The organism is Komagataeibacter oboediens (assembly GCF_018491655.1).
Classification (GTDB): domain Bacteria; phylum Pseudomonadota; class Alphaproteobacteria; order Acetobacterales; family Acetobacteraceae; genus Komagataeibacter; species Komagataeibacter oboediens.
Map to the genome: position 1 here is coordinate 85,160 of NZ_JABLUU010000015.1, position 19,573 is coordinate 104,732.

At 64.4% G+C, this 19,573-nt stretch carries 24 protein-coding genes; 17 read left to right on the forward strand and 7 right to left on the reverse strand.

Annotated elements, in window-relative coordinates:
• Window positions 1-54 precede the first annotated feature (54 nt).
• The 3 genes from proC to HNO79_RS12515 form a co-directional block, all read right to left on the reverse strand.
• The gene (proC, locus tag HNO79_RS12505; RefSeq protein WP_214165339.1) at window positions 55-891 is read right to left on the reverse strand and encodes a pyrroline-5-carboxylate reductase; all 837 of its coding nucleotides are present in this window, start codon (window positions 889-891) and stop codon (window positions 55-57) included.
• A complete protein-coding gene (locus tag HNO79_RS12510) occupies window positions 891-1,394 on the reverse strand; it encodes a type III secretion system chaperone family protein (protein WP_010514666.1) in 504 nt (167 codons plus the stop codon). Before HNO79_RS12510 ends, proC begins: the two co-directional genes overlap by 1 nt.
• 150 nt (window positions 1,395-1,544) lie before the next feature.
• The gene (locus HNO79_RS12515; RefSeq protein WP_010514667.1) at window positions 1,545-1,841 is read right to left on the reverse strand and encodes an accessory factor UbiK family protein; all 297 of its coding nucleotides are present in this window, start codon (window positions 1,839-1,841) and stop codon (window positions 1,545-1,547) included.
• A 164-nt stretch (window positions 1,842-2,005) separates the two neighbouring features.
• Between HNO79_RS12515 and rfaD the strand changes: the two genes are divergently transcribed.
• From rfaD to HNO79_RS12585, 14 genes are all read left to right on the forward strand, one after another.
• Entirely contained in the window at window positions 2,006-2,986 is a 981-nt protein-coding gene (rfaD, locus tag HNO79_RS12520) for an ADP-glyceromanno-heptose 6-epimerase (protein ID WP_214165340.1), read from the forward strand.
• A 39-nt stretch (window positions 2,987-3,025) separates the two neighbouring features.
• Entirely contained in the window at window positions 3,026-3,889 is an 864-nt protein-coding gene (lgt, locus tag HNO79_RS12525; protein ID WP_048855578.1) for a prolipoprotein diacylglyceryl transferase, read from the forward strand.
• A complete protein-coding gene (locus tag HNO79_RS12530) occupies window positions 3,886-4,908 on the forward strand; it encodes a class I SAM-dependent methyltransferase (protein ID WP_214165341.1) in 1,023 nt (340 codons plus the stop codon). Before lgt ends, HNO79_RS12530 begins: the two co-directional genes overlap by 4 nt.
• A gap of 22 nt (window positions 4,909-4,930) precedes the next feature.
• A complete protein-coding gene (pgeF, locus tag HNO79_RS12535) occupies window positions 4,931-5,722 on the forward strand; it encodes a peptidoglycan editing factor PgeF (protein ID WP_214165342.1) in 792 nt (263 codons plus the stop codon).
• Window positions 5,723-5,730: 8 nt separating this feature from the next.
• On the forward strand, window positions 5,731-7,233 hold the full coding sequence (locus tag HNO79_RS12540; RefSeq protein ID WP_244987536.1) for a hypothetical protein: 1,503 nt from the start codon (window positions 5,731-5,733) through the stop codon (window positions 7,231-7,233).
• A gap of 154 nt (window positions 7,234-7,387) precedes the next feature.
• On the forward strand, window positions 7,388-8,377 hold the full coding sequence (locus tag HNO79_RS12545) for a ribose-phosphate pyrophosphokinase (RefSeq protein WP_010514675.1): 990 nt from the start codon (window positions 7,388-7,390) through the stop codon (window positions 8,375-8,377).
• 67 nt (window positions 8,378-8,444) lie between these two features.
• Window positions 8,445-9,035: a histidine phosphatase family protein gene (locus tag HNO79_RS12550; RefSeq protein ID WP_214165343.1), complete on the forward strand. Its 591-nt coding sequence runs from the start codon at window positions 8,445-8,447 to the stop codon at window positions 9,033-9,035.
• Between the two features lie 115 nt (window positions 9,036-9,150).
• Window positions 9,151-9,771: a 50S ribosomal protein L25/general stress protein Ctc gene (locus HNO79_RS12555; RefSeq protein WP_010514677.1), complete on the forward strand. Its 621-nt coding sequence runs from the start codon at window positions 9,151-9,153 to the stop codon at window positions 9,769-9,771.
• A 42-nt stretch (window positions 9,772-9,813) separates the two neighbouring features.
• A complete protein-coding gene (gene pth / locus HNO79_RS12560) occupies window positions 9,814-10,386 on the forward strand; it encodes an aminoacyl-tRNA hydrolase (protein ID WP_214165344.1) in 573 nt (190 codons plus the stop codon).
• 6 nt (window positions 10,387-10,392) lie between these two features.
• Window positions 10,393-11,487, forward strand: coding sequence for a redox-regulated ATPase YchF (ychF, locus tag HNO79_RS12565; RefSeq protein ID WP_010514679.1), 1,095 nt, complete (start codon window positions 10,393-10,395; stop codon window positions 11,485-11,487).
• Window positions 11,488-11,558: 71 nt separating this feature from the next.
• On the forward strand, window positions 11,559-12,818 hold the full coding sequence (locus tag HNO79_RS12570; protein ID WP_408885669.1) for a glutamate-5-semialdehyde dehydrogenase: 1,260 nt from the start codon (window positions 11,559-11,561) through the stop codon (window positions 12,816-12,818).
• A 54-nt stretch (window positions 12,819-12,872) separates the two neighbouring features.
• Complete coding sequence (locus tag HNO79_RS12575) at window positions 12,873-13,466, forward strand: nicotinate-nucleotide adenylyltransferase (protein WP_200410355.1); 594 nt, start codon at window positions 12,873-12,875, stop codon at window positions 13,464-13,466.
• Window positions 13,467-13,561: 95 nt separating this feature from the next.
• Complete coding sequence (gene rsfS / locus HNO79_RS12580) at window positions 13,562-14,011, forward strand: ribosome silencing factor (RefSeq protein WP_010514682.1); 450 nt, start codon at window positions 13,562-13,564, stop codon at window positions 14,009-14,011.
• A gap of 3 nt (window positions 14,012-14,014) precedes the next feature.
• Window positions 14,015-14,473: a 23S rRNA (pseudouridine(1915)-N(3))-methyltransferase RlmH gene (locus HNO79_RS12585; protein ID WP_010514683.1), complete on the forward strand. Its 459-nt coding sequence runs from the start codon at window positions 14,015-14,017 to the stop codon at window positions 14,471-14,473.
• 28 nt (window positions 14,474-14,501) lie between these two features.
• On the opposite strand, the gene HNO79_RS12590 is transcribed toward HNO79_RS12585, so the two are convergent.
• The 4 genes from HNO79_RS12590 to HNO79_RS12605 form a co-directional block, all read right to left on the reverse strand.
• On the reverse strand, window positions 14,502-15,248 hold the full coding sequence (locus HNO79_RS12590) for a CHAP domain-containing protein (RefSeq protein WP_214165346.1): 747 nt from the start codon (window positions 15,246-15,248) through the stop codon (window positions 14,502-14,504).
• 321 nt (window positions 15,249-15,569) lie between these two features.
• Window positions 15,570-15,920 carry a RidA family protein gene (locus tag HNO79_RS12595; RefSeq protein ID WP_010514685.1) on the reverse strand — a complete coding sequence of 117 codons (351 nt, stop codon included), beginning with the start codon at window positions 15,918-15,920 and terminating at the stop codon, window positions 15,570-15,572.
• Window positions 15,921-15,999: 79 nt separating this feature from the next.
• Window positions 16,000-16,638 (reverse strand): nucleotidyltransferase family protein, encoded by a 639-nt coding sequence (locus tag HNO79_RS12600; RefSeq protein WP_214165347.1) that lies wholly within the window; start codon window positions 16,636-16,638, stop codon window positions 16,000-16,002.
• The gene (locus HNO79_RS12605) at window positions 16,635-17,723 is read right to left on the reverse strand and encodes an XdhC family protein (RefSeq protein ID WP_010514687.1); all 1,089 of its coding nucleotides are present in this window, start codon (window positions 17,721-17,723) and stop codon (window positions 16,635-16,637) included. Before HNO79_RS12605 ends, HNO79_RS12600 begins: the two co-directional genes overlap by 4 nt.
• Window positions 17,724-17,852: 129 nt before the next feature.
• Between HNO79_RS12605 and HNO79_RS12610 the strand changes: the two genes are divergently transcribed.
• The 3 genes from HNO79_RS12610 to HNO79_RS12620 all read left to right on the forward strand — a co-directional run bounded on the left by HNO79_RS12610 (window position 17,853) and on the right by HNO79_RS12620 (window position 19,511).
• Complete coding sequence (locus HNO79_RS12610) at window positions 17,853-18,233, forward strand: host attachment protein (protein ID WP_010514688.1); 381 nt, start codon at window positions 17,853-17,855, stop codon at window positions 18,231-18,233.
• A gap of 69 nt (window positions 18,234-18,302) precedes the next feature.
• Window positions 18,303-18,962 carry an MBL fold metallo-hydrolase gene (locus HNO79_RS12615; protein WP_214165348.1) on the forward strand — a complete coding sequence of 220 codons (660 nt, stop codon included), beginning with the start codon at window positions 18,303-18,305 and terminating at the stop codon, window positions 18,960-18,962.
• A gap of 36 nt (window positions 18,963-18,998) precedes the next feature.
• Entirely contained in the window at window positions 18,999-19,511 is a 513-nt protein-coding gene (locus tag HNO79_RS12620) for a DUF192 domain-containing protein (RefSeq protein WP_214165349.1), read from the forward strand.
• The last annotated feature ends 62 nt before the right edge of the window (window positions 19,512-19,573 follow it).

The following is a 19,573-nucleotide window of genomic DNA, read 5'->3' on the forward strand; positions in this document are numbered from 1 at the left end:
GGGCATAATCTTCCGGGTTAAGGGTATTGGTGGAGGCCACGCAGCACCACGTGGTCATGAAACGGGTTGCGGGCCCGACAGTTCGCGTGCCCGTTCTGCCCCCGCCTTCAGGGCTGCGGCAAGGGTCGCGGGCCATGCATCATCCGCCATCAGCACCTCCAGCGCCTTCTGCGTGGTGCCGTTGGGGCTGGTCACGTTGCGGCGCAGGGTGGCGGCGTCAATGCCGCTCTGCTGCATCAGCGCGCCAGATCCCGCAACCGTCTGGCGCGCGATCTGGCGGGCCAGTTCAGGCGGCAGGCCATCAGCCACGCCCAGCTGTTCCATCAGTTCGGCCAGCAGGAAGACATAGGCCGGTCCGCTGCCGGAAATGGCGGTGACGATGTCGATCTGGTCTTCATGCTCGACCCAGGCGACTTCCCCCACCGCGCGCAGCAGGCGCGTGCACAGCCTGCGCTGCGCGGGGGTTGCGGCGGGCGGGGCATAGCATACCGTCATGCCCTGCCCGATGGCGCAGGGCGTATTGGGCATGGTGCGGATGACGATGGGTGCCGGGCTGCCCGGCGGCTGGTGTGCCGCCAGCGCGTCCGTCAGGCTTCTGACCGTCCGGCCCGCCAGTACGGATATGACGGGCGCATGGACGGCAAAGGGCGCCACCGCAGGCAGGACGCTGTCCACTTTCTGCGGTTTGGTGGCCAGTATGATCATGCCCGGCCGGAAATCGGCCGGGATATCATCAGGGCTGCGCACGAGGTGGTGCGGGGCGGGCACGGATTCCCGGTGGCGGTCGACGATGAAGGAAGGGGCAAGCCCTTCCTTCAGCCAGCCATCGAGCATGGCCCCCCCCATCTTGCCACAACCGACCAGCAGCAGGGGCGGAAGACTGTCGGACATCAGGCCATCCCCGCGCAGTCAAGCATCGCGGCTTCCAGCGCTTCGGCCGGTTTCCTGCCGCCCCACAGCACGAACTGGAAGGCGGGGTAAAAACGTTCGCATTCCGTCAGCGCGATGTCGATCATGTCCTCCAGGCTTTCCACCGATGCGCCTCGGGACCCGCGCAGCAGAACGGCATGGCGGAAAACCGGCGTGCCATGGTCAAGGTCCATGCCGAAATGGCCGATCCACAACCGTTCATTGGCCAGCGCCACAAGTTCGAACAGGTTGCGGCGCTGTTCCGCCGGAACCTTCAGGTCGAACGTGCAGGTGAAGTGCATGGCGTTCACCTCTTCCGACCAGCAGAAGAACAGGCCGTAATCGCACCATTTGCCCGGTGCCTCGGCGGCCATTTCCGAATCGCTGCGGCGTTCGAAATTCCAGTCATATCCGCCCACGATCCGTTCCATCAGATCGAGTGGATTCGTATTGCGTGCGGTTGCTGTTTCAGTCAGAGCTGGCATGTGGCACTCCCCGAAGCCGTCGTGGAGGAAATCCGGGCATGATCCCGGATTCCGTATCTCTGCATCCGGTCCGTGGCCTGTTGCGGGGAATCAGGGCATGGACCGTCCTGTTACCCTATGACCGGCAGGCACGCGCTGCAAGCGTTGTGCTTACAGGCCCGAACGGGGGGCGGACGGGGGCGCGGTCAGGCTGGCTTCCAGGTCGGATACGCGTTCTTCCAGCCGGCTGATCCGGTTTTCCAGTTCGCCCTGCGCCAGGCGGGCGCGGGTCGCGACTTCGCGCACGACCTCGAATTCATCGCGGCGGACAAGGTTCAGGCTGCCCAGTGTTTCATCCACGCGGGCGCGGACGATGGCGCCTATTTCCTCGCGCACGCCGGCCAGTGCCGAAAACGCGCCTCCGGCCACACCAGCCAGGTCATCAAAAATGCGGGGCCTGTCGGACATAGTGGATACTCCATGACGTTCCGCGCCGCGTCCTGTGCAGTCCACGCGCGTGATGAAAGCGCCTACTATAGACACATTGCCGCCTCAGGGCTATCCGCACGATTGTGGTGGCCGTGGCGACGTCGCAATATTGACTTCCATGCAACAGGGCGGGGTGCGGGACAGTGATCGTTATTACCGGGGGTGCGGGTTTCATCGGGTCATGCATGCAGCAGGCGCTGCACGCGCGCGGGATCGGGACAGTCGTGGTGGACTGGCTGGGTGATGCTGGCAAGTGGCGTAACCTGCGCCACCATACGCCCACGCGCATCATCGCCCCCGAGGCGCTGGACGCATGGCTTGATACCCGCCCGGACATATCCGCCGTGATCCATCTGGGGGCGATCAGCGAGACGACGGCAACCGATGGCGATCTGGTCTGGCGTACCAATGTGGACCTGTCCGAACGGCTGCTCTCGTGGTGCGCGCATGAAGGGGTGCGGTTCATCTACGCCTCTTCTGCCGCGACATACGGGGCGGCGGACCGGCCAGAGCAGTTCAGTGACGATCCCGCGTTGCTGGACAGGCTGAAGCCGCTCAATCTGTACGGCTGGTCCAAGCAGGCGTTTGACCTCTCGATGCTGCGCCGGGTTGCGGGCGGGGCGATGTCCGGCCTGTCATGGGCAGGGCTGAAGTTCTTCAATGTCTATGGCCCCAATGAATACCACAAGGGACGCATGATCTCGGTGGTGAAGGTCAAGTATGACGAAGCCCGTGCGGGCCGGCCGCTGTGCCTGTTCCGCTCCGACGTGCCGGGACTGGCGGATGGGGCGCAGGCGCGTGACTTCATCTGGGTGGGGGATGTGGTCGATGTCATGATGTGGCTGCTGGACCACGGCACCGTGTGCGGGCTGTTCAATTGCGGCACCGGGGTCGCGCGCACCTATACTGATCTGGCCCATGCCGTGTGTGACGCGGCGAACGTGCCGCGCCGGATCGAATTCATTGACATGCCCGAAGCCCTGCGCGGGCAGTACCAGTCCTTTACCTGTGCCGACATGCGCAGGCTGCGTGCGGCGGGTTACAGCCGCCCCTTCACGACGCTGGAAGACGGCGTGCGCCGTTATGTCCATGATTATCTCACGACCCCTGATCCCTACCTGTAATCACGCCGCCACGACCACCATGACAATGAAAGTGGGCTGATGCTGCCTGTCCTGATCTTCCCGCAGTTCGATCCGGTAATGGTCCATTTCGGGCCGTTCGCCATCCGCTGGTATGCCATGGCCTATATCGTGGCCCTTGTGGCGGGGTGGCGTATCGCGCGCCATCTGGTGGCGTTGCCGCCGCGGGCCGCCACCGCGCTGCAGGTGGATGATTTCCTGACATGGGCGACGCTGGGCGTGGTGCTGGGGGGACGGCTGGGCTACATCCTGTTCTATCAGCCGGGATATTACCTGACGCATCCGCTGGCGATCCTTCAGGTCTGGCGTGGCGGCATGTCGTTCCATGGCGGGGCGGCGGGCGTAATCATCGCGCTGATTGTGTTCACGCGCCTGAACGGGTTGAGCTTCCTTGCCTTTTCGGATCGCATCACCACGGTCGTGCCCATCGGGCTGGGGCTGGGGCGGATCGCCAATTTCATCAATGGGGAACTGTGGGGGCGACCGGCCCCGTCGTCGCTGCCATGGGCCATGATCTTTCCCGATGCGGGGCCGGAACCGCGTCATCCATCCGAACTGTATGAGGCGTTTGCAGAAGGGCTGCTGCTGTTCACGCTGCTGTGGTGCGTGTCGCGCAGCCTGCGCGTGCGCCAGCACCCGGGGTTCATCGCGGGGCTGTTCCTGTTCGGGTACGCGGTGGCGCGGACGGTGTGCGAATGTTTCCGGGAACCGGATGCGTTTATCGGCTTCCTGCCCTTTGGCGTAACAATGGGGCAGGTGCTGTGCGTGCCCATGGCGATTGGCGGGGCGGGGCTTATGCTCAACGCCTGCCTGCGCCCCGCGCGCACATCCGTCATGGCGGAAGAACCAGACGAACCCGCAGGCGACGGCGGACCCGCCCGGTGAGCGTGCACGGCGAACGCCTGGACCATTTCATGGCCCGGGCGAATGCCGCCTATTACGCGGGGCGCGACCCGTTTGCCGATTTCATTACGTCGCCTGAAATATCGCAGGTGTTTGGTGAACTGCTGGGCGCGTGGGTGGCGGTGGTGTGGGAGCAGCTTGGCCGTCCCGACCCCTTCATGCTGGTGGAAGCCGGGCCGGGCCGGGGCACGCTCATGGCGGATGCGCAGCGTCTGCTGCGCCGTGTCGCCCCCGCCTGCCACCAGGCCATGCGCGTTCACCTGATCGAGACATCACCCCGCCTGCGCACGGTGCAGGCGCATGCGCTGCGGGACGCCACGGCGGCACCGGCCTGCTGGCATGATGGACTGGATGGCGTGCCCGATGGGCCGATGGTGCTGCTGGCCAATGAATTTCTTGATGCCCTGCCCATCCGGCAGTTCATCAGGTGCGGGCAGGGATGGGCGGAACGCTTCGTGCGCGATGGTGCATTCGTGCAGGTTCCGGCCCGGTTTCCGGCGCATCATCCGGCCCGCACGCGCCCGGTACCGGAAGGGGGCGTGCTGGAAACCTGCCAGCCCGCGCTGGATTTTGTCCATGCGGTCGCCACACGCCTGCTGCGCTGCTCCGGGGCGGCGGTGTTGGTTGATTATGGGTATGATGCCCCGACGGCTGGCGACAGCCTGCAGGCATTGCGTGATGGGAAGCCTGCGGACCCGCTGCGTGATCCGGGTACGGCGGACCTGACCGCGCATGTTGATTTCCGCGCCATTGCCGATCATGTCCCTGCAGATGTGGGGGTATGGGGCAGCGTTACGCAGGGCAGCTTTCTGGCGGCCCTCGGGCTTGCAGCGCGGACCGAACGGCTTGCCCGCGCTGCTCCGGCGCAGGCGCGTGACATCAGGGCCGCGGCCATGCGGCTGGCGGCGCCAGGGCACATGGGCCAGCTTTTTCGTGTAATGGGCCTGTCATCGGGGCTTGCGGGCGATCTGCCGGGTTTTGCGGGGCCGCGCCGGGCATGACGGGGCACAGGGGGAGAAGATCATGACGGATGATGCGATTACGGACGCGCAGGTGCTGCGTAACCCGGTCTTCGCCGGGACCCGGCATGGGTTCTTTACCCGGCAGGGCGGCGTGTCCACCGGGCCGTATGCCAGTCTCAACTGCTCGACCCGTTCGGCGGATGACCCCGCTGCGCTGCAGGAAAACCGGCGGCGCGTGGCACGGTACGTTGGCGTGCGTCCCGACCATCTGCTGGGGCTGACACAGGTGCATGGGGATCGCACCATTACGGTCACGGGGCCATGGGCGATCGGCCAGGGACCGGAGGGCGACGGCATGGTGACAGATCGTCCCGGCCTTGCGCTGGGGGTCATCACGGCGGACTGTGCGCCGGTGCTGTTCAGCAACGCGCAGGGCACCGTGGTCGGGGCGGCCCATGCGGGCTGGCGTGGGGCATGTGGCGGCATTGTGGAGTCGGTAGTGGCGGCCATGGGCGCGCTGGGCTGTGCGGCAGGTGACATCCGTGCCGAAGTCGGTCCCTGCATCGCGCGGGACAGTTACGAGGTCGGGCCGGACATGCGCGACGCGGCGCTGGCGCATGACGGGGCGGCGGCGGCCTTTTTCACCCCTGCGGCGCGGCCGGGACATTTCATGTTCGACCTGCCGGGATACTGCGTCATGCGGCTCCGGCGGTGCGGGGTGGGGCAGGCCGGGGCGCTGGGGGTCGATACCCTGCATGACGAGGCACGCTTCTTCAGTCATCGCCGTCGTACGCTGGCCGGTGGCGGGGTTATCGGACATCAGATTTCCGTTATTGCCTGCCGGACGATATAGATAGGGACATGATGTCAGAAGTTTTTGCCCGGCGGCTGCTTACGGGGTCAGCCATTGCAGTCCTCTGTATGCTGGGGGGGTGTGTCGATGTGCCGCATCCCTTCCGTCATGGGACAACGACGGCCGAGGCACCGGCGGCGCGGCTGGCGGTGCCGGTCTCGACGGCACCGGGCACGGATTCTGCCGGTGCGCAGGGCTGGCAGCATGCCATGGTCGATGCCCTGCTGGCGCAGTCGGTGCCCGCCATGGGCCAGCCGGTCCGTACGGGTGACTGGTGGTTGAAAATGACGGCAGACGCCCGGAATGGCGCGATTGTCCCCACCTATGCCGTCATGACCCCGAAAGGGGAGGAACGCGGCCATATGGATGGCGCGCCCGTCCCTTCGGCACAGTGGCAGGCGGCGGATGGGCAGGCCATTGCCCGTTCTGCGCAGGAAGCAGCCCCCGGCGTTGCCGAACTGCTGACGGGGATACAGGCCGCGCAGATGCAGAAAGATCCCAACAGCCTCAAGAACCGTCCCGCCCATGTCTATTTTGCGGGCGTGCAGGGCGCACCGGGTGATGGGGACCGTGCCCTGGCGCGGGCCTTTGTCGCGGCATTCCCTGATGCGCATGAAGATATCCGCCATACCGCGACCGGGGCGGACTACACGGTACGCTGCACGGTCGTGCTGAATGACGCGGTCACCACGACCTCCACCACGAAGCAGCAGCATATCGTGCTGACCTGGCAGGTGCTGGATGCACAGGGCAAGGAAGCGGGCGCCGCCACACAGATTCATGACATCGCGGCCCACTCCCTTGACGCGAAATGGGGGGATGTCGCTGTCGCCGCAGCGGATGAGGCCGCAGGTGCCGCGCGTCAGATCATCACGCGTTACTCGGGGCGGACGAATGTCCCGCTGGCGGCGGACGGCGTGCTGCCTGCCCGTTCGGTGTCTCCTGCCGCGCAGCCTGTGGCTGGCAGCGCGGCCGCAGCCGGAACGGCAGCCACGGCTGCTGCCGCCTCGTCGGCCGTGGTCGGGTCCGTCCCTGCGACTGCAGGCATGCCGGTGACGAAAGCCGTGGCCGCTGTTCCCCCTGGTCCCGGTATGGTGGATGGCGGGCTGGCGACACAGGCGCCCGCTGCGGCACGTGCTGCATCCGTCCCGACGGTTTCCAGCGCGCCGATCGTCGCACCCACGCCATCACCTGTGGCGGCAGATGTCACGCATACGGTCGCGCCTGCCGCGCCCACCAGCCCGGTTGTGCCCACCCGTCCCGTTTCCCCGGTTGCCACACCGGCGCCTGCGGTCCATGCCCCCGACCCGGTATCGACGCCCCGGCCCGTAACGGCCACCGTATCCCATCCTGCCCCCCCGGCGGCGCAGAAGCCCGATGAATGGCCCCCCATGCCCAAGGCCGTGCCGGCAGGGGATACGGCCCCGCACGAGATTATCGGCAAACCCGTGCCGGTCCCGCCGCCCCGACCCTTTCCCGGCGTGACGCTGCCGCCCCGTCGCCCGGTGTGACGGATCAGCAACGAAGGGCAGGCGTGCAGGTTTCGCCCTCCTTAGACAGGTGACAGGGTATGTGCCGGTTGCTAGAACGCCGCACATAAACAAGGGGGGTGGCACCGCAAAAGCCACCCTGATCGCCTGTACCGCCGCCCGGGAGCGTCACACGATGAAGATTGTCGCCTGTAACAGCAACCTGCCCCTTGCTGAAAAAGTCGCGGCGGAACTGGGGCTGCCGCTTTGTAATGCGACCGTGCGGCGGTTCGCCGATATGGAAATCTTCGTCGAGATCCATGAAAACGTGCGTGGTGAGGATGTGTTCGTTATCCAGAGCACCTGCTCCCCCACCAATGACAACCTCATGGAACTGCTGATCATGCTTGACGCCCTGCGTCGCGGGTCGGCACGGCGCATTACGGCGGTCATGCCGTATTTCGGGTATGCCCGGCAGGATCGCAAATCCGGTCCCCGCACGCCGATCAGCGCCAAGCTGGTGGCCAATATCCTGGTTGAGGCCGGGGCCAACCGCGTCCTGACCATGGACCTGCATGCCATGCAGATACAGGGCTTCTTCGATATTCCGGTGGACAACCTGTATGCGGCCCCCCTGTTCACACGCGACATCCGGGGGCGCATGAAGCTCGATGGTGAGCCGCCGCTGCCCTATGACGCCCCGCCCATGGATATTCCCGGTGGTCCGCACAACCTCATGATCGTCTCGCCCGACGTGGGGGGCGTGGTCCGTGCCCGCCAGCTGGCGCAGCGCCTGAACGTGGACCTTGCCATCATTGACAAGCGGCGCGAGCGTGCCGGCGTGTCGGAAGTCATGAACGTCATTGGCGATGTGCGTGGCCGGTACTGCGTCCTGGTTGATGATATTGTCGATAGCGGCGGTTCGCTGTGCAATGCGGCGGAAGCGCTGATGAAGCATGGCGCCGTGGCGGTCGAGGCATATGTGACCCATGGCGTGCTGACCGGTAGCGCGGTCAGCCGCATCGGCCAGTCGCCGCTGGGCATGCTGACCCTGACCGACAGCATCAAGGCGACCGAGGCGGTAAAGGACTCGGCCAATATCCGCCAGATCAGCACGGCGGCCCTGATCTCGCGCGCCATGCAGGCCATATCGGATGAAAGCTCGGTCTCGTCGCTGTTTGACTGAAGGACGGGATTGACCCTTTCGCCGTCCCGGCGTTACCCCCAAAAGGTGTAGCAAGAAGGAACGACCCATGACTGACCTGATTACCCGGCCTTACTGGTATCTGCGCCATGGGGAAACGGACTGGAATGCACAGGGGCGTTCACAGGGACGGACCGATATCCCGCTGAACCAGAACGGCATACGGCAGGCCGAGGCCGCGGGCCTGCTGCTGGCGCGTCACTGGCATGACCATGCGCCAATCGTGCGGATCGTGTCGTCACCGCTGATCCGCGCGCGCCGCACGGCGGAAATCGTGGCTGACCAGCTGGCCGCCCATGGCGCCCCCCGGCTGGACATCGCGCTGGATGACGGGCTGAAGGAAGTCTGCTTCGGTGATGAGGAAGGCAAGCCCATGGGGTCGTGGTACGACAGCTGGATTGCCGGTGACTATACGCCCCCCAACGGCGAAAGCTTCACCGACCTGCGTGAACGCGCCGTATCGGCGGTGAACCGGGCGCTGGAAAAGGATGGCGTGCCGCTGATCGTCTGCCATGGCGCGATGTTCCGCGCCCTGCGCTCGGCCATGCATCTCAAGCCCAATGTGCGCCTGCCCAACGCCACCCCCATGTGGGCCGAGCCGGGGCCGACGCCGGTGTGGAACCTGACTGCACTTTCCTGAAAAACCGGGCACAGGGCACCCTTGGGTGATTGCATCGGGCGCGGTTTTCCGTTAAACGCCGCGCACGCGCTGGCACCCCTGGAGGCCCGCGCGCTTGTGTTTCAGGAGCAAACAAGTGACCAAATTCACGAAAATCGAAGTCTCTTCGCGCGCGAAGGCTGGTAAGGGGGCAGCGCGTGCAACGAGGCGTGCCGGCCACGTGCCCGGCGTTATCTATGGCGGCGGCCAGGAGCCCATTCTGATCGCGCTGGACCCCCGCATCGTGAACCGTGAGCTGCATAAGGCCGGCTGGCGTTCGCGTATCTATGACATCTCCGTTGAAGGGGGCGCATCCGTGCACGCCCTGCTGCGTGAGATCCAGCTGCACCCGGTGACCGATGCGCCGCTGCATGTCGACTACCAGCGCCTGGCCGCCGGCCACAAGGTGCACGTGGAAGTTGAAGTCCGCTTCACGGGTGAAGACGTCTCCCCCGGCGTCAAGCGCGGTGGCGTGATGAACATTGTCCGTCACACGGTGGATGTGGTGGTTGATCCGGCCAACATTCCGGAATTCTTCACCGCCGACCTGTCCAAGCTCGACTTCCACGACAACGTGCGCTGGAACGACCTGAAGGGCACGGAAAACGTGACCCCGGTGCTGCAGGACAACAACTTCGTCATCGCCAACGTCGCACCGCCGAGTGTTGACGAAGATGCCGAAGCTGCCGAAGCCGCCGAAGGCGAAGCCGAGGGCTGACCCCTTACCCACCGCCACGCAGACCTGACAGGAGAATGAACGATGCTGCTCTGGACCGGTCTTGGTAATCCCGAGACGGGGATGAGCCGGAATCGTCACAATGTCGGGTTCATGGCGGTGGACAGGATTGCCGACCGCCACGGGTTTTCCCCGTGGCGGAAGCGCTTCCGCGGCGAGATTGCCGAAGGGATGATCGGGCGGCACAAGGTGCTGCTGCTCAAGCCCATGACGTACATGAACCTCTCGGGTGAGAGCGTTCAGCAGGCAGCCGGCTTCTACAAGCTGCCGGCCGATGCCATTACGGCATTCCATGATGAACTGGACCTTGAACCCGGACGCATCCGCGTAAAGCGTGGCGGCGGGGCGGCAGGGCATAACGGCCTGCGGTCGATGGACCGTATGCTGGGTACGAAAGAATACTGGCGCGTGCGGCTGGGCATCGGGCATCCCGGCAGCCGTGAGCGTGTGACAGGCCATGTGCTGGGTGATTTTTCCCGCACGGACCGCGAGTGGCTGGACCCCATGCTGGATACGCTGGCTGATGAAGCCGTGCTGCTGGCGGACGGGAAGCCGGAACTGTTCATGACAAGAATGGCCGCGCAGGCCGGGGAGTAAGGGCGTATGGGCTTTAACTGTGGCATCGTGGGCCTGCCGAATGTGGGTAAATCCACGCTGTTCAACGCCCTGACCGAAACGGCGTCGGCACAGGCCGCGAACTATCCCTTCTGCACGATCGAACCGAATGTGGGGCGTGTTGCGGTACCTGATGCGCGCCTTGCGGAACTGGCGCGCATTGGCAAGTCGCAGAAGATCCTGCCTACCAGCCTGGAATTCGTCGATATCGCGGGCCTTGTGCGTGGTGCGTCGCGCGGCGAGGGGCTGGGGAACCAGTTCCTGGCCAATATCCGCGAGGTGGATGCGATCATCCACGTCCTGCGCTGTTTCGAAGATGACGACATCACCCATGTGGAGGGCGGCGTTGATCCCATCCGTGATGCGGAAATCATCGAAACCGAACTGATGCTGGCCGACCTCGACTCGCTGGAAAAGCGGATCGTGGCATTGCAGAAAAAGGCGCGCGGCAACGACCGGGAAGCCGCAGCCCAGGTCGAGCTGATGGAACCGCTGATCGAAGCCCTGCGTGAAGGCAGGCCCGCGCGCAAGGCCATTCCCGAAGGGCAGGAAGAAGCGGTGCGCCGCCTCCAGCTCATGACCACCAAGCCCGTGCTGTATGTGTGCAACGTGGATGAAGGGTCGGCTGCGACGGGGAACGAGTTTTCCGAACGTGTCCGCGCCCGCGCGGAGGAGGAAGGGGCCGCCATGGTCGTGGTGTCCGCCGCGATCGAGGCCGAGGTCAGCCAGCTTGGCGCGGAAGACCGGGTGGAGTTCCTCGAAGGGCTTGGCCTGAAGGATAGCGGGCTGGACCGCGTGATTGCGGCCGGCTACCGCCTGCTGGGCCTGAACACCTACTTTACCGTGGGGCCCAAGGAAACGCGGGCCTGGACCATTACCGAAGGCACGAAAGCCCCGCAGGCCGCCGCCGTCATTCACAATGATTTCGAACGTGGCTTCATTGCCTGCGAAACCATTGCGTATGATGATTACATTGCCTGCAATGGGGAAGCCGGTGCGCGTGAGGCAGGCAAGCTGCGGATCGAAGGGCGGGATTACGTGGTGCAGGACGGTGATGTCCTGCTGTTCCGCTTTAACGTCTGATACGGGCACATCGCCCGTTCAGGGACAGGATGAAGGAGTTACGGATCATGGATCAGGCTGTTGCAACCCCCATGCGGGCTGATGCACCGCAGCCGGACGTGATCCGCGCCATGGCCATCGCCGCACGCGCGGCAGGCCGCATGCTGGCCCGCAGCACGACGGAAACCCGCAATAAGGCCCTGACTGCCGCGGCATCCGCCCTGCGCGCCGCGCAGGCGGAACTGCTGGCCGCCAACGCGCGTGATGTGGCGGCCTTTACCGGGGCTGCGGCATTCCGTGACCGGCTGACCCTCAATCCTGACCGGGTGGAGGCAATGGCGCAGGGGCTGGAGCAGGTTGCCAGCCTGCCGGACCCGGTTGGCCACGTCATGGCCGAATGGGACCGGCCCAATGGCCTGCGTATCCGCCGTGTCGCGACCCCGGTGGGCGTGATTGGCATGATTTACGAAAGCCGGCCCAATGTGGGGGCCGATGCCGCCGCCCTGTGCATCAAGTCCGGCAATGCCGTGATCCTGCGCGGTGGGTCGGACAGCCTGAACAGCGCGCGCGTCATCCATGCCGCCATGCAGGCGGGATTGAAGGCGGCCGGCCTGCCGGTCGAATGCGTACAGATCCCGCCCGATGCGGACCGCGCGCATGTGGCGTCCATGCTGGGGGCGGCCGGCCTGATCGACCTGATCATTCCCCGTGGGGGCAAGTCGCTGGTTGAACGTGTCTGTGCCGAGGCGCGTGTACCGGTTCTGGCCCATGCCGAAGGGCTGTGTCACACGTACGTCCATGCGGCGGCGGATCTGGAAATGGCACGGCGTATCGTGCTGAACGCCAAGCTGCGCCGTCCGGGTATCTGTGGCGCTACGGAAACGTTGCTGGTGGATCAGGCGATTGCGCCAAAGATCCTGCCCGGCCTGATCGAGGATCTGGCCACGCGTGGTTGCACCTTCCGTGCCGACGCCCGTGCGCGTGACATCGTGCCGGACCTGCCTGCCGCAACGGAAGATGATTTTGCCACTGAATGGCTGGATGCGGTCCTGTCTGTTGGTGTGGTGGATGGCGTGGAAGATGCGCTGGCCCATATCGCGCGGTATGGCAGCGCCCATACCGAAGCGATCGTGACGGACGACGAGACGGCTGCGGTGACCTTCCTGAACGGGACGGACAGCGCGGTGGTCATGTGGAATGCCTCCACCCAGTTCTGCGATGGGGGCGAGTTCGGATTCGGTGCTGAAATCGGTATCGCCACCGGGCGTTTCCATGCCCGTGGCCCCGTCGGGCTGGAGCAGTTGACAACGTACCGGTACGAGGTGATCGGCACCGGACAGGTCCGGCCCTGATCCTTGCCGACGGACGTGGGTGATGTCCTGCCGGTGTGCGGGGATGGGCGACGGATGCGGGTCGGCCTGCTGGGGGGGTCATTCAACCCGGTGCATGAAGGCCACATCCAGCTTGCCTGCCGGGCCCTGCGCCAGCTTGAACTGGATCAGGTGTGGTTCCTTGTCTCGCCGGGGAATCCGCTCAAGCCGGTGGCGGGCATGGCCCCGCTGTCGCAACGGCTGGCGCTGGTGTGGCAGCGTATCCGTGGTGTGCGGGGACGCAGGCTGCTGGCCACCGATATCGAAAGCCGCATCGGCACGCGCTATACCGTCGATACGCTGCGGCGCCTGAAGCAGCTTTTCCCGCATGTGCATTTTGTCTGGCTGATGGGCGCGGACGGGCTGGCACAGATGGGGCGGTGGCGGCGGTGGCAGGATATCGTGCGTATGGTTCCGCTCGCGATTCTGCCGCGACCCGGCTATAATCCTGCCGCATTGCATGGGCAGATTGCCCGCAGACTTGCGCGCTGGCGGCGTCCGGCGCGGCAGGCGGGAATACTGGCAACGTGCAGGCCACCGGCATGGGTCTTTCTTCCCGCGCCGCAGAACGCTATATCAGCAACACAAATACGTGCATTGCAGGCCGGTTCCGGCCGCCGACGGGAGTAACAGCCATAACCAGAAAGCCTTCAGCCGAGAGTGGCGCCACGCGCCGGACCGGCAGCACCCTTTCCGCGGGACAGCCACGCGTCAACGCGGCGTCATTGGGCAGTGCCGTCCAGGTGCCGGGCACGCCGCGCAAGAAGGCCGCCGTGGCTGGCCCGGTATCCACCGAAACACGGGAGGCCGATCCCCGTGTGGAACAGTTTCTGGACATCATTACGACCAGTCTGGAAGATGACAAGGCCGAAGATATCGTGGTCATCGACCTGACGGGCCGCGCGTCCTTCGCGGACCGGATGGTTATCGCGACAGGCATAGCGGATCGGCAGATCGCGGCGATGGCCGCCCATATCGACCGCAAGCTGGGCGAAGTCGGGCACAAGCGCGTGCGCACCGAAGGGGCGAGCGGGTCCGACTGGGTACTGCTGGATGCCGGGGATATTGTCGTCCATCTGTTCAAGGCGGAAGCGCGTGCGCTGTATGGTCTGGAACGGATGTGGGGGGCGGATCTGGATGTCCCGCCGGAGGCGCCAGCGACACCGGTGGAATGAGCGGTGTTTCATCTGATTGCCGTCGGACGCATGAAGGACCGGGTGGAACGCGATCTGTTTGACCGTTATGCCAACCGGCTTTCGCCGCGTATCAAGCTGGTGGAACTGCCCGAAGGGCGCGGCGCCCCCAATGAAATCAAGCGCCGGGAAGGGCAGGCCATTCTGGCCACCCTGCCTGATCGTGCGATTGTGGTGGCGATGGATGAGGGGGGCCGGACGTATGACAGTCTGGCTTTCTCACGTGCAGTGGAGCGGTGGGTCGAAACCCCGCGTCCCCTGTGTTTTGTCATTGGTGGGGCGGAAGGGCTGGATGCTGCCGTGGTGCAGCGTGCCGACCATACGCTTTCACTGGGCAAGATGACGTGGCCGCACATGCTGGTGCGTGGCATGCTGGCGGAACAGCTGTACCGTGCCCGCGCCATTTCGGCGGGCCATCCCTACCATCGTGCCGGACGGCCCTGATCATAGGGCCAGCACGGCTGTTATCTGATTACCGCACGGAACGGTTCGGCGCGTCATCCGTATACGCAAGGGAGGAAGATGCGCGACCGGCAATGCCTTCGGGTGCTTCCGCAACTTCGGTGCTGTTGTGGCGTGCATGGCCAAAGGGCTGGACCTGCGACATGACCGGCGGGTTACGCACGGCCTTCTGGTAAGCGCTCAGCATCATGTTTGATGTCGTGTCCGGCCGGGCATAGATGAAGCCGTAGGTCGGGTAAATGCTGCCAAACGCGCCGTTATGGCTGTTCAGCGCCACGCGCACGGCCGACCAGTCATTGTTGGGAGAGACGTCGATCACCGGAACATCCCGGCTGATCCCGCGCTGGCCCCAGTGGGACTGGTCAATGACAATGGTGCGGCTGTTGACGACCTGACGCACCACGGCCACATGACCCAGTGGCATGCGGCGGGTGCCACGGAAATTCAGGACACTGCCTTCTTCCGGCGCGTTGCCACGGGCATACCGTCCGGCAGCCTTGTACCACCAGTCAACCGCGTTGCCGCGGATTTCGACATCCGATGCCGCCTTGGCGAAGGCCACGCACTGGATGACGTGTCCGCGTTCATGCGTGGTGTGGCGGGAACTGACGTGGTGGCTTACGGTATGATGCGCGACAGGATGCACATGGCTGACAGTGCGCCTGGTTGCTGCATTGCCCTGTTCTGAAAACATGAATCCGAACGTAGCACTGAGAACGGAAAGCAAAACGCCACGCTTCAGGTTTCTGATCCACATTTTCCGCAATCTCTCCACCACCTTGGGGTGATTCCTTGATGACCCGCTCACATCGTGTTCATCGGAGTAGCAAGCCCTCTGCAACTCTGACAAGCCTGAGCTGTGACGGATGAACAGCAACATCGCATATTTCAATTAAAAACTTAATCTCAAATAAAAAATAGGAATATATTCTCTAACCGGACCGGTCAGTCCCTCTTTTTCAGCCGCTTAGGTGAGGAAAACCGGGAGGGGGAACAGAAGCAGAATGATTCTCGGGAAGCGGGAAAGTTGCAAAAATGTGACATGTTTATCGACATGCTTTCCCGCTTGCCGGTCGCCTTATTTGGTGGCGATCACCATGATCTCGACCAGTACGTCAGGGTGGGCCATCTTGGCTTCGATGCAGGCGCGCGCGGGTGCGCCACCCTTGGGCAGCCACGGCCCCCAGACGGCGTTCAGCGCGTCACGGTCGTTGATGTCCTTCAGCCAGATCTGGGCCTGCAGCAGGCGGGTATTGTCGGTGCCATGCAGTTCCAGCGCTTCGTCGATCTGGGCCAGGATGTCCTTGGTCTGTGCCGTGATGTCGGCGGACAGGTCGCGGGCCACGAATCCCTGCGTGAACAGGAAACCATGATATTCCACCACTTTGGACAGGATGGCGTTGGGCTCGGTGCGGATAATCTTGCTCATGTCTTGATCCTGGTTGGTTGGCAGGCATGCGGATGGCCGCATGTCCTGCACTCTCTCTTTGCGCCGGTGGGGGCTGAGGTCAACCGTCTGTAAAACACCGTGCGAAGTCCGCCAGTCGGGCCGGGGTGTCGAAGTCCGCCGCGATTTCCGGCCCGGCCGCCACCTGCAGCATCGTGGTTTCATGCCTGTGCAGCAGATGGCGTGCTCCCTGATCTCCCGTAAGGGCCAGAAGGGCAGGGAACAGGGCCCGGCTCCACAGTATGGGGTTGCCGCGCCTGCCGTCATGCATGGGCATGACGCCGGGACGGTCGGGGTGAGCGAGGAAGGTTTCGATCATGCGGTCAATCAGGGCCGTGCCGATCAGTGGCATGTCCCCCAGGCAGACCAGCGCGCCTGCAACACCCGGATGGGCGCTGGCTGCGCGGACGCCCGCGGCCAGTGTCCGCGACAGGCCGCACGCATGATCCGGCGCGGTGACGAACCGGGGTGTGCAGCCGGCTTGCCTATCCGTTAATGCCGCGGTCCTGATCTCGGCTGCGCGGTGTCCCAGGACGACAGTCAATGGGCTGGCCCGACTTGCGGTTACGGCACGCAGGGTACGGGCGATCATGGGCAGGCCGGTGGCATCCGGCGCCAGCAGCTTGTGCATGGGGTATGTGCGGCTGGAACTGCCCGCCGCCAGCACGATGGCCGCGACGGACGGTCCGTCCTGCGTCATGACCAGCCCGAAACCCGCCCCAGCGGCCTGTTGTGCCGCACGGCCACGATTTCAGCCAGAATCGACAGAGCGATTTCCGCAGCTCCTACGGCCCCGATGGCCAGACCCACGGGGCCATGGATGCGGGCGATCTGCGCTTCCGAAAATCCGGCCTCGCGCAGTCGCTCCACGCGGGATGCCTGTGTTTTGCGTGATCCCAGCGCACCTATATAGAAGGCGTCGCCATTCAGGGCGTAATGCAGGGTGGGATCATCCAGCTTGGCATCATGGGTCAGGGTCACGATGGCCGTCTGGTTATCCACCCCCAGCCGCGCCAGTGTCTCATCCGGCCAGTCGGTTTCCAGCGTGATGCCGGGAAAGCGTTCGGGTGTCGCCAGCTGCGTGCGGGGATCGATCACGGTCACGCTGAATCCCGTGGTCTGCGCCATGGGGGCCAGCACCTGCGCGATATGTACGGCCCCCGCAATCAGCAGGCGTGGCGGCATGGGAATAAGGTGCAGGAACCACAGGGCCTGCCCGTTCGCATCTTCCAGCCGCAGGCTGCGGCCCGTTTCAAAGACTTCCTGCGCACGGGCGGCAAGACGGGCGTCCAGATCACACGACGTGTCGCCACCCGGTGCGGCATCCGTGCGGTACAGCAGGCGTGACGCGCCTGTCGCCATATCCGTCGCCACGATGACCGGCACACGGGCGCGGCGTTTTTCCGCCACGGTTTCCAGCATGGCCAGATCCAGCGTGCCCTGCGGGTGGGCTGGTGTGCGCACGGCGGCGACATAAACATCCAGCAGACCGCCACAGGCAAGCCCGACCGCCCATGCATCGTCACTCGATACGCCATAGGACAGGGCTGCGGGATGTCCCGTATCCATGACCCCCCTTGCTTCCTCGATCACCGCGCCTTCAACGCAGCCGCCGCTGACCGATCCCTCGATGCGGCCATTGGCGCAGACCGCCATCATGCTGCCGGCGGGTCGGGGGGAACTGCCCCATGTCGAGGTGACGGTCGCCAGGGCGCAGGGCTGGCCCGCCCGCGCCCATTCGATCAGGAGATCCAGGGGATCCCGCGTGGATGAAACCTGTGTCATAGCAGGACTACTCTATCAGCACGCATACATACGCACCAGCCGGTGGACATGCGTGGGCGGCCCCCCCATATATTGTCACAACATTGGGGCACCCCGACGTGGGGCGCGCATGAATGGAGTAATATATAAATGAGTTATGTCGATCCTGCCTGGTATGTTGTTGCCGATAACATTCATGCCCGTATCCTGAAGCATGGCGAACATGGACTTGCGACGTTCGAACACCTCAAGAGCGACGATGCAAAGGGCATGGACGCCCCGCGCAATGGCGCTTACGGCAAGGTCATCGCCGAATTCCTGAACACGGCCGTGCGCCAGCAGAAGGCACCGGCCATTGCGATCGCGGCCCCCGGTGATGTCATGCACCAGATCCGCACGCATCTGGACGTGCATGTCCGTCCGCTGGTGGTCAAGGAGCTGGAGCGAGACCTGACCAACACCCCCGACCACGAACTGGCCGGGCATTTCGACATTCCGGCTACCGGCTGGCGCCTGCCCAACGCGGGCTGAGCGGCGACTGGTCGTCTGATGCGCCCCGCGGTAACGTGGGGCGCTTTTTTTATATGTAGGGTTCCGCGCATGCCGACACCTCTTTCCCTTGAAATCGTGCCCGTCACCGCCTTCGGTCAGAACTGTTCCATATTATGGAACCCGGACACGCGTCATGCGGTCGTGGTCGATCCCGGTGGTGACGTGCCGCGCATCATGGCGTTCATCACGGAGAAGGGGCTGTCGGTTGACGCTATCTGGCTGACCCATGGCCATCTGGATCATGCGGGTGGGGCGGATGCGCTGCAGCGCGACCTGTCCGCGCGGCAGGATGCCCCGGTGCCGGTGATCGGGCCGGATCGGGCGGATGACGCGCTGCTGTCCTCCATCACCCGGCAGGCCGCCCTGTTTGGCCTGAGCGGGTTGGAAAACGTGCGCCCGGACAGGTTTGTAGAACATGGCGAGATACTGGACGCGCTGGGACATCGGTTCGAGGTGCGCCATGTCCCCGGCCATACCCCCGGCCATGTCATTTTCCATGATCCTGAATCCCGCTTCGCCTTCGTGGGCGATACCCTGTTCCGGGGCGGGGTGGGGCGCACGGATTTTCCTTATGGAAATCATGACCAGCTGATCGAAGCCATACGGCGGGAATTGCTTCCGCTGGGTGATGATGTCACGATCCTGCCCGGTCATGGTCCCGCGACGACAATCGGCGCGGAACGGAAGGGCAATCCCTTCCTGAACTGACAGGTAGATATTAAGGGTGCAGGAGAGAATTCGCTTATGATGTCCTTCAAGGCAGGCCGGTGGCTGGCCCTGGCCGCATGTATGGCCGCCGTATCCGTTCCCGTCATGGCAGCGGAAGAAACGGGGGAACCGACCCACGCGCAGGCCGCGCTGCCAACGGTACCGCTGACCATTACATCAGCTGATGGCGTCAGGCATGTGTTCACCGTGGAAAAGGCAATGACCCCGCGGGAGCAGCAGGTGGGCGAGATGTACCGTCCGTCCGTTCCTGCTGATGGCGGCATGATCTTTGTCTGGCCCTTCCCGCGTCAGAGCGACATGTGGATGCAGCATACGCAGGCGTCGCTCGATATCGTTTTTATCGGCCCGGATAACCGCGTGTCTTCGATCGTGGAAAATGCCGTGCCGCTCAGCCTCGCGCGCATCAGCAGCCATGGCCCCGTGCGCGCTACGCTGGAACTGCAGGCGGGTATTACCGAAAAATTGGGAATCGTCGTGGGTGACCGCGTGGATTCGGCTGTTCTGAATACCGGGTCGTCCCCTAAGTGAAACCCGAAATTGCCGGTTTTCTGTGGTTTTCGGGTTTTGACGTGTGACGGTTTTCGTTTTTT

Coding starts and splice junctions, on each gene's coding strand:
- proC (WP_214165339.1), bottom strand. CDS start 891: ATGTCCGACAGTCTTCCGCCCCTGCTGCTGGTCGGTTGTGGCAAGATG.
- HNO79_RS12510 (WP_010514666.1), bottom strand. CDS start 1,394: ATGCCAGCTCTGACTGAAACAGCAACCGCACGCAATACGAATCCACTC.
- HNO79_RS12515 (WP_010514667.1), bottom strand. CDS start 1,841: ATGTCCGACAGGCCCCGCATTTTTGATGACCTGGCTGGTGTGGCCGGA.
- lgt (WP_048855578.1), top strand. CDS start 3,026: ATGCTGCCTGTCCTGATCTTCCCGCAGTTCGATCCGGTAATGGTCCAT.
- pgeF (WP_214165342.1), top strand. CDS start 4,931: ATGACGGATGATGCGATTACGGACGCGCAGGTGCTGCGTAACCCGGTC.
- HNO79_RS12540 (WP_244987536.1), top strand. CDS start 5,731: ATGATGTCAGAAGTTTTTGCCCGGCGGCTGCTTACGGGGTCAGCCATT.
- HNO79_RS12545 (WP_010514675.1), top strand. CDS start 7,388: ATGAAGATTGTCGCCTGTAACAGCAACCTGCCCCTTGCTGAAAAAGTC.
- HNO79_RS12550 (WP_214165343.1), top strand. CDS start 8,445: ATGACTGACCTGATTACCCGGCCTTACTGGTATCTGCGCCATGGGGAA.
- pth (WP_214165344.1), top strand. CDS start 9,814: ATGCTGCTCTGGACCGGTCTTGGTAATCCCGAGACGGGGATGAGCCGG.
- ychF (WP_010514679.1), top strand. CDS start 10,393: ATGGGCTTTAACTGTGGCATCGTGGGCCTGCCGAATGTGGGTAAATCC.
- HNO79_RS12570 (WP_408885669.1), top strand. CDS start 11,559: ATGCGGGCTGATGCACCGCAGCCGGACGTGATCCGCGCCATGGCCATC.
- HNO79_RS12575 (WP_200410355.1), top strand. CDS start 12,873: ATGCGGGTCGGCCTGCTGGGGGGGTCATTCAACCCGGTGCATGAAGGC.
- HNO79_RS12590 (WP_214165346.1), bottom strand. CDS start 15,248: ATGTGGATCAGAAACCTGAAGCGTGGCGTTTTGCTTTCCGTTCTCAGT.
- HNO79_RS12595 (WP_010514685.1), bottom strand. CDS start 15,920: ATGAGCAAGATTATCCGCACCGAGCCCAACGCCATCCTGTCCAAAGTG.
- HNO79_RS12600 (WP_214165347.1), bottom strand. CDS start 16,638: ATGACGCAGGACGGACCGTCCGTCGCGGCCATCGTGCTGGCGGCGGGC.
- HNO79_RS12605 (WP_010514687.1), bottom strand. CDS start 17,723: ATGACACAGGTTTCATCCACGCGGGATCCCCTGGATCTCCTGATCGAA.
- HNO79_RS12610 (WP_010514688.1), top strand. CDS start 17,853: ATGAGTTATGTCGATCCTGCCTGGTATGTTGTTGCCGATAACATTCAT.
- HNO79_RS12615 (WP_214165348.1), top strand. CDS start 18,303: ATGCCGACACCTCTTTCCCTTGAAATCGTGCCCGTCACCGCCTTCGGT.
- HNO79_RS12620 (WP_214165349.1), top strand. CDS start 18,999: ATGATGTCCTTCAAGGCAGGCCGGTGGCTGGCCCTGGCCGCATGTATG.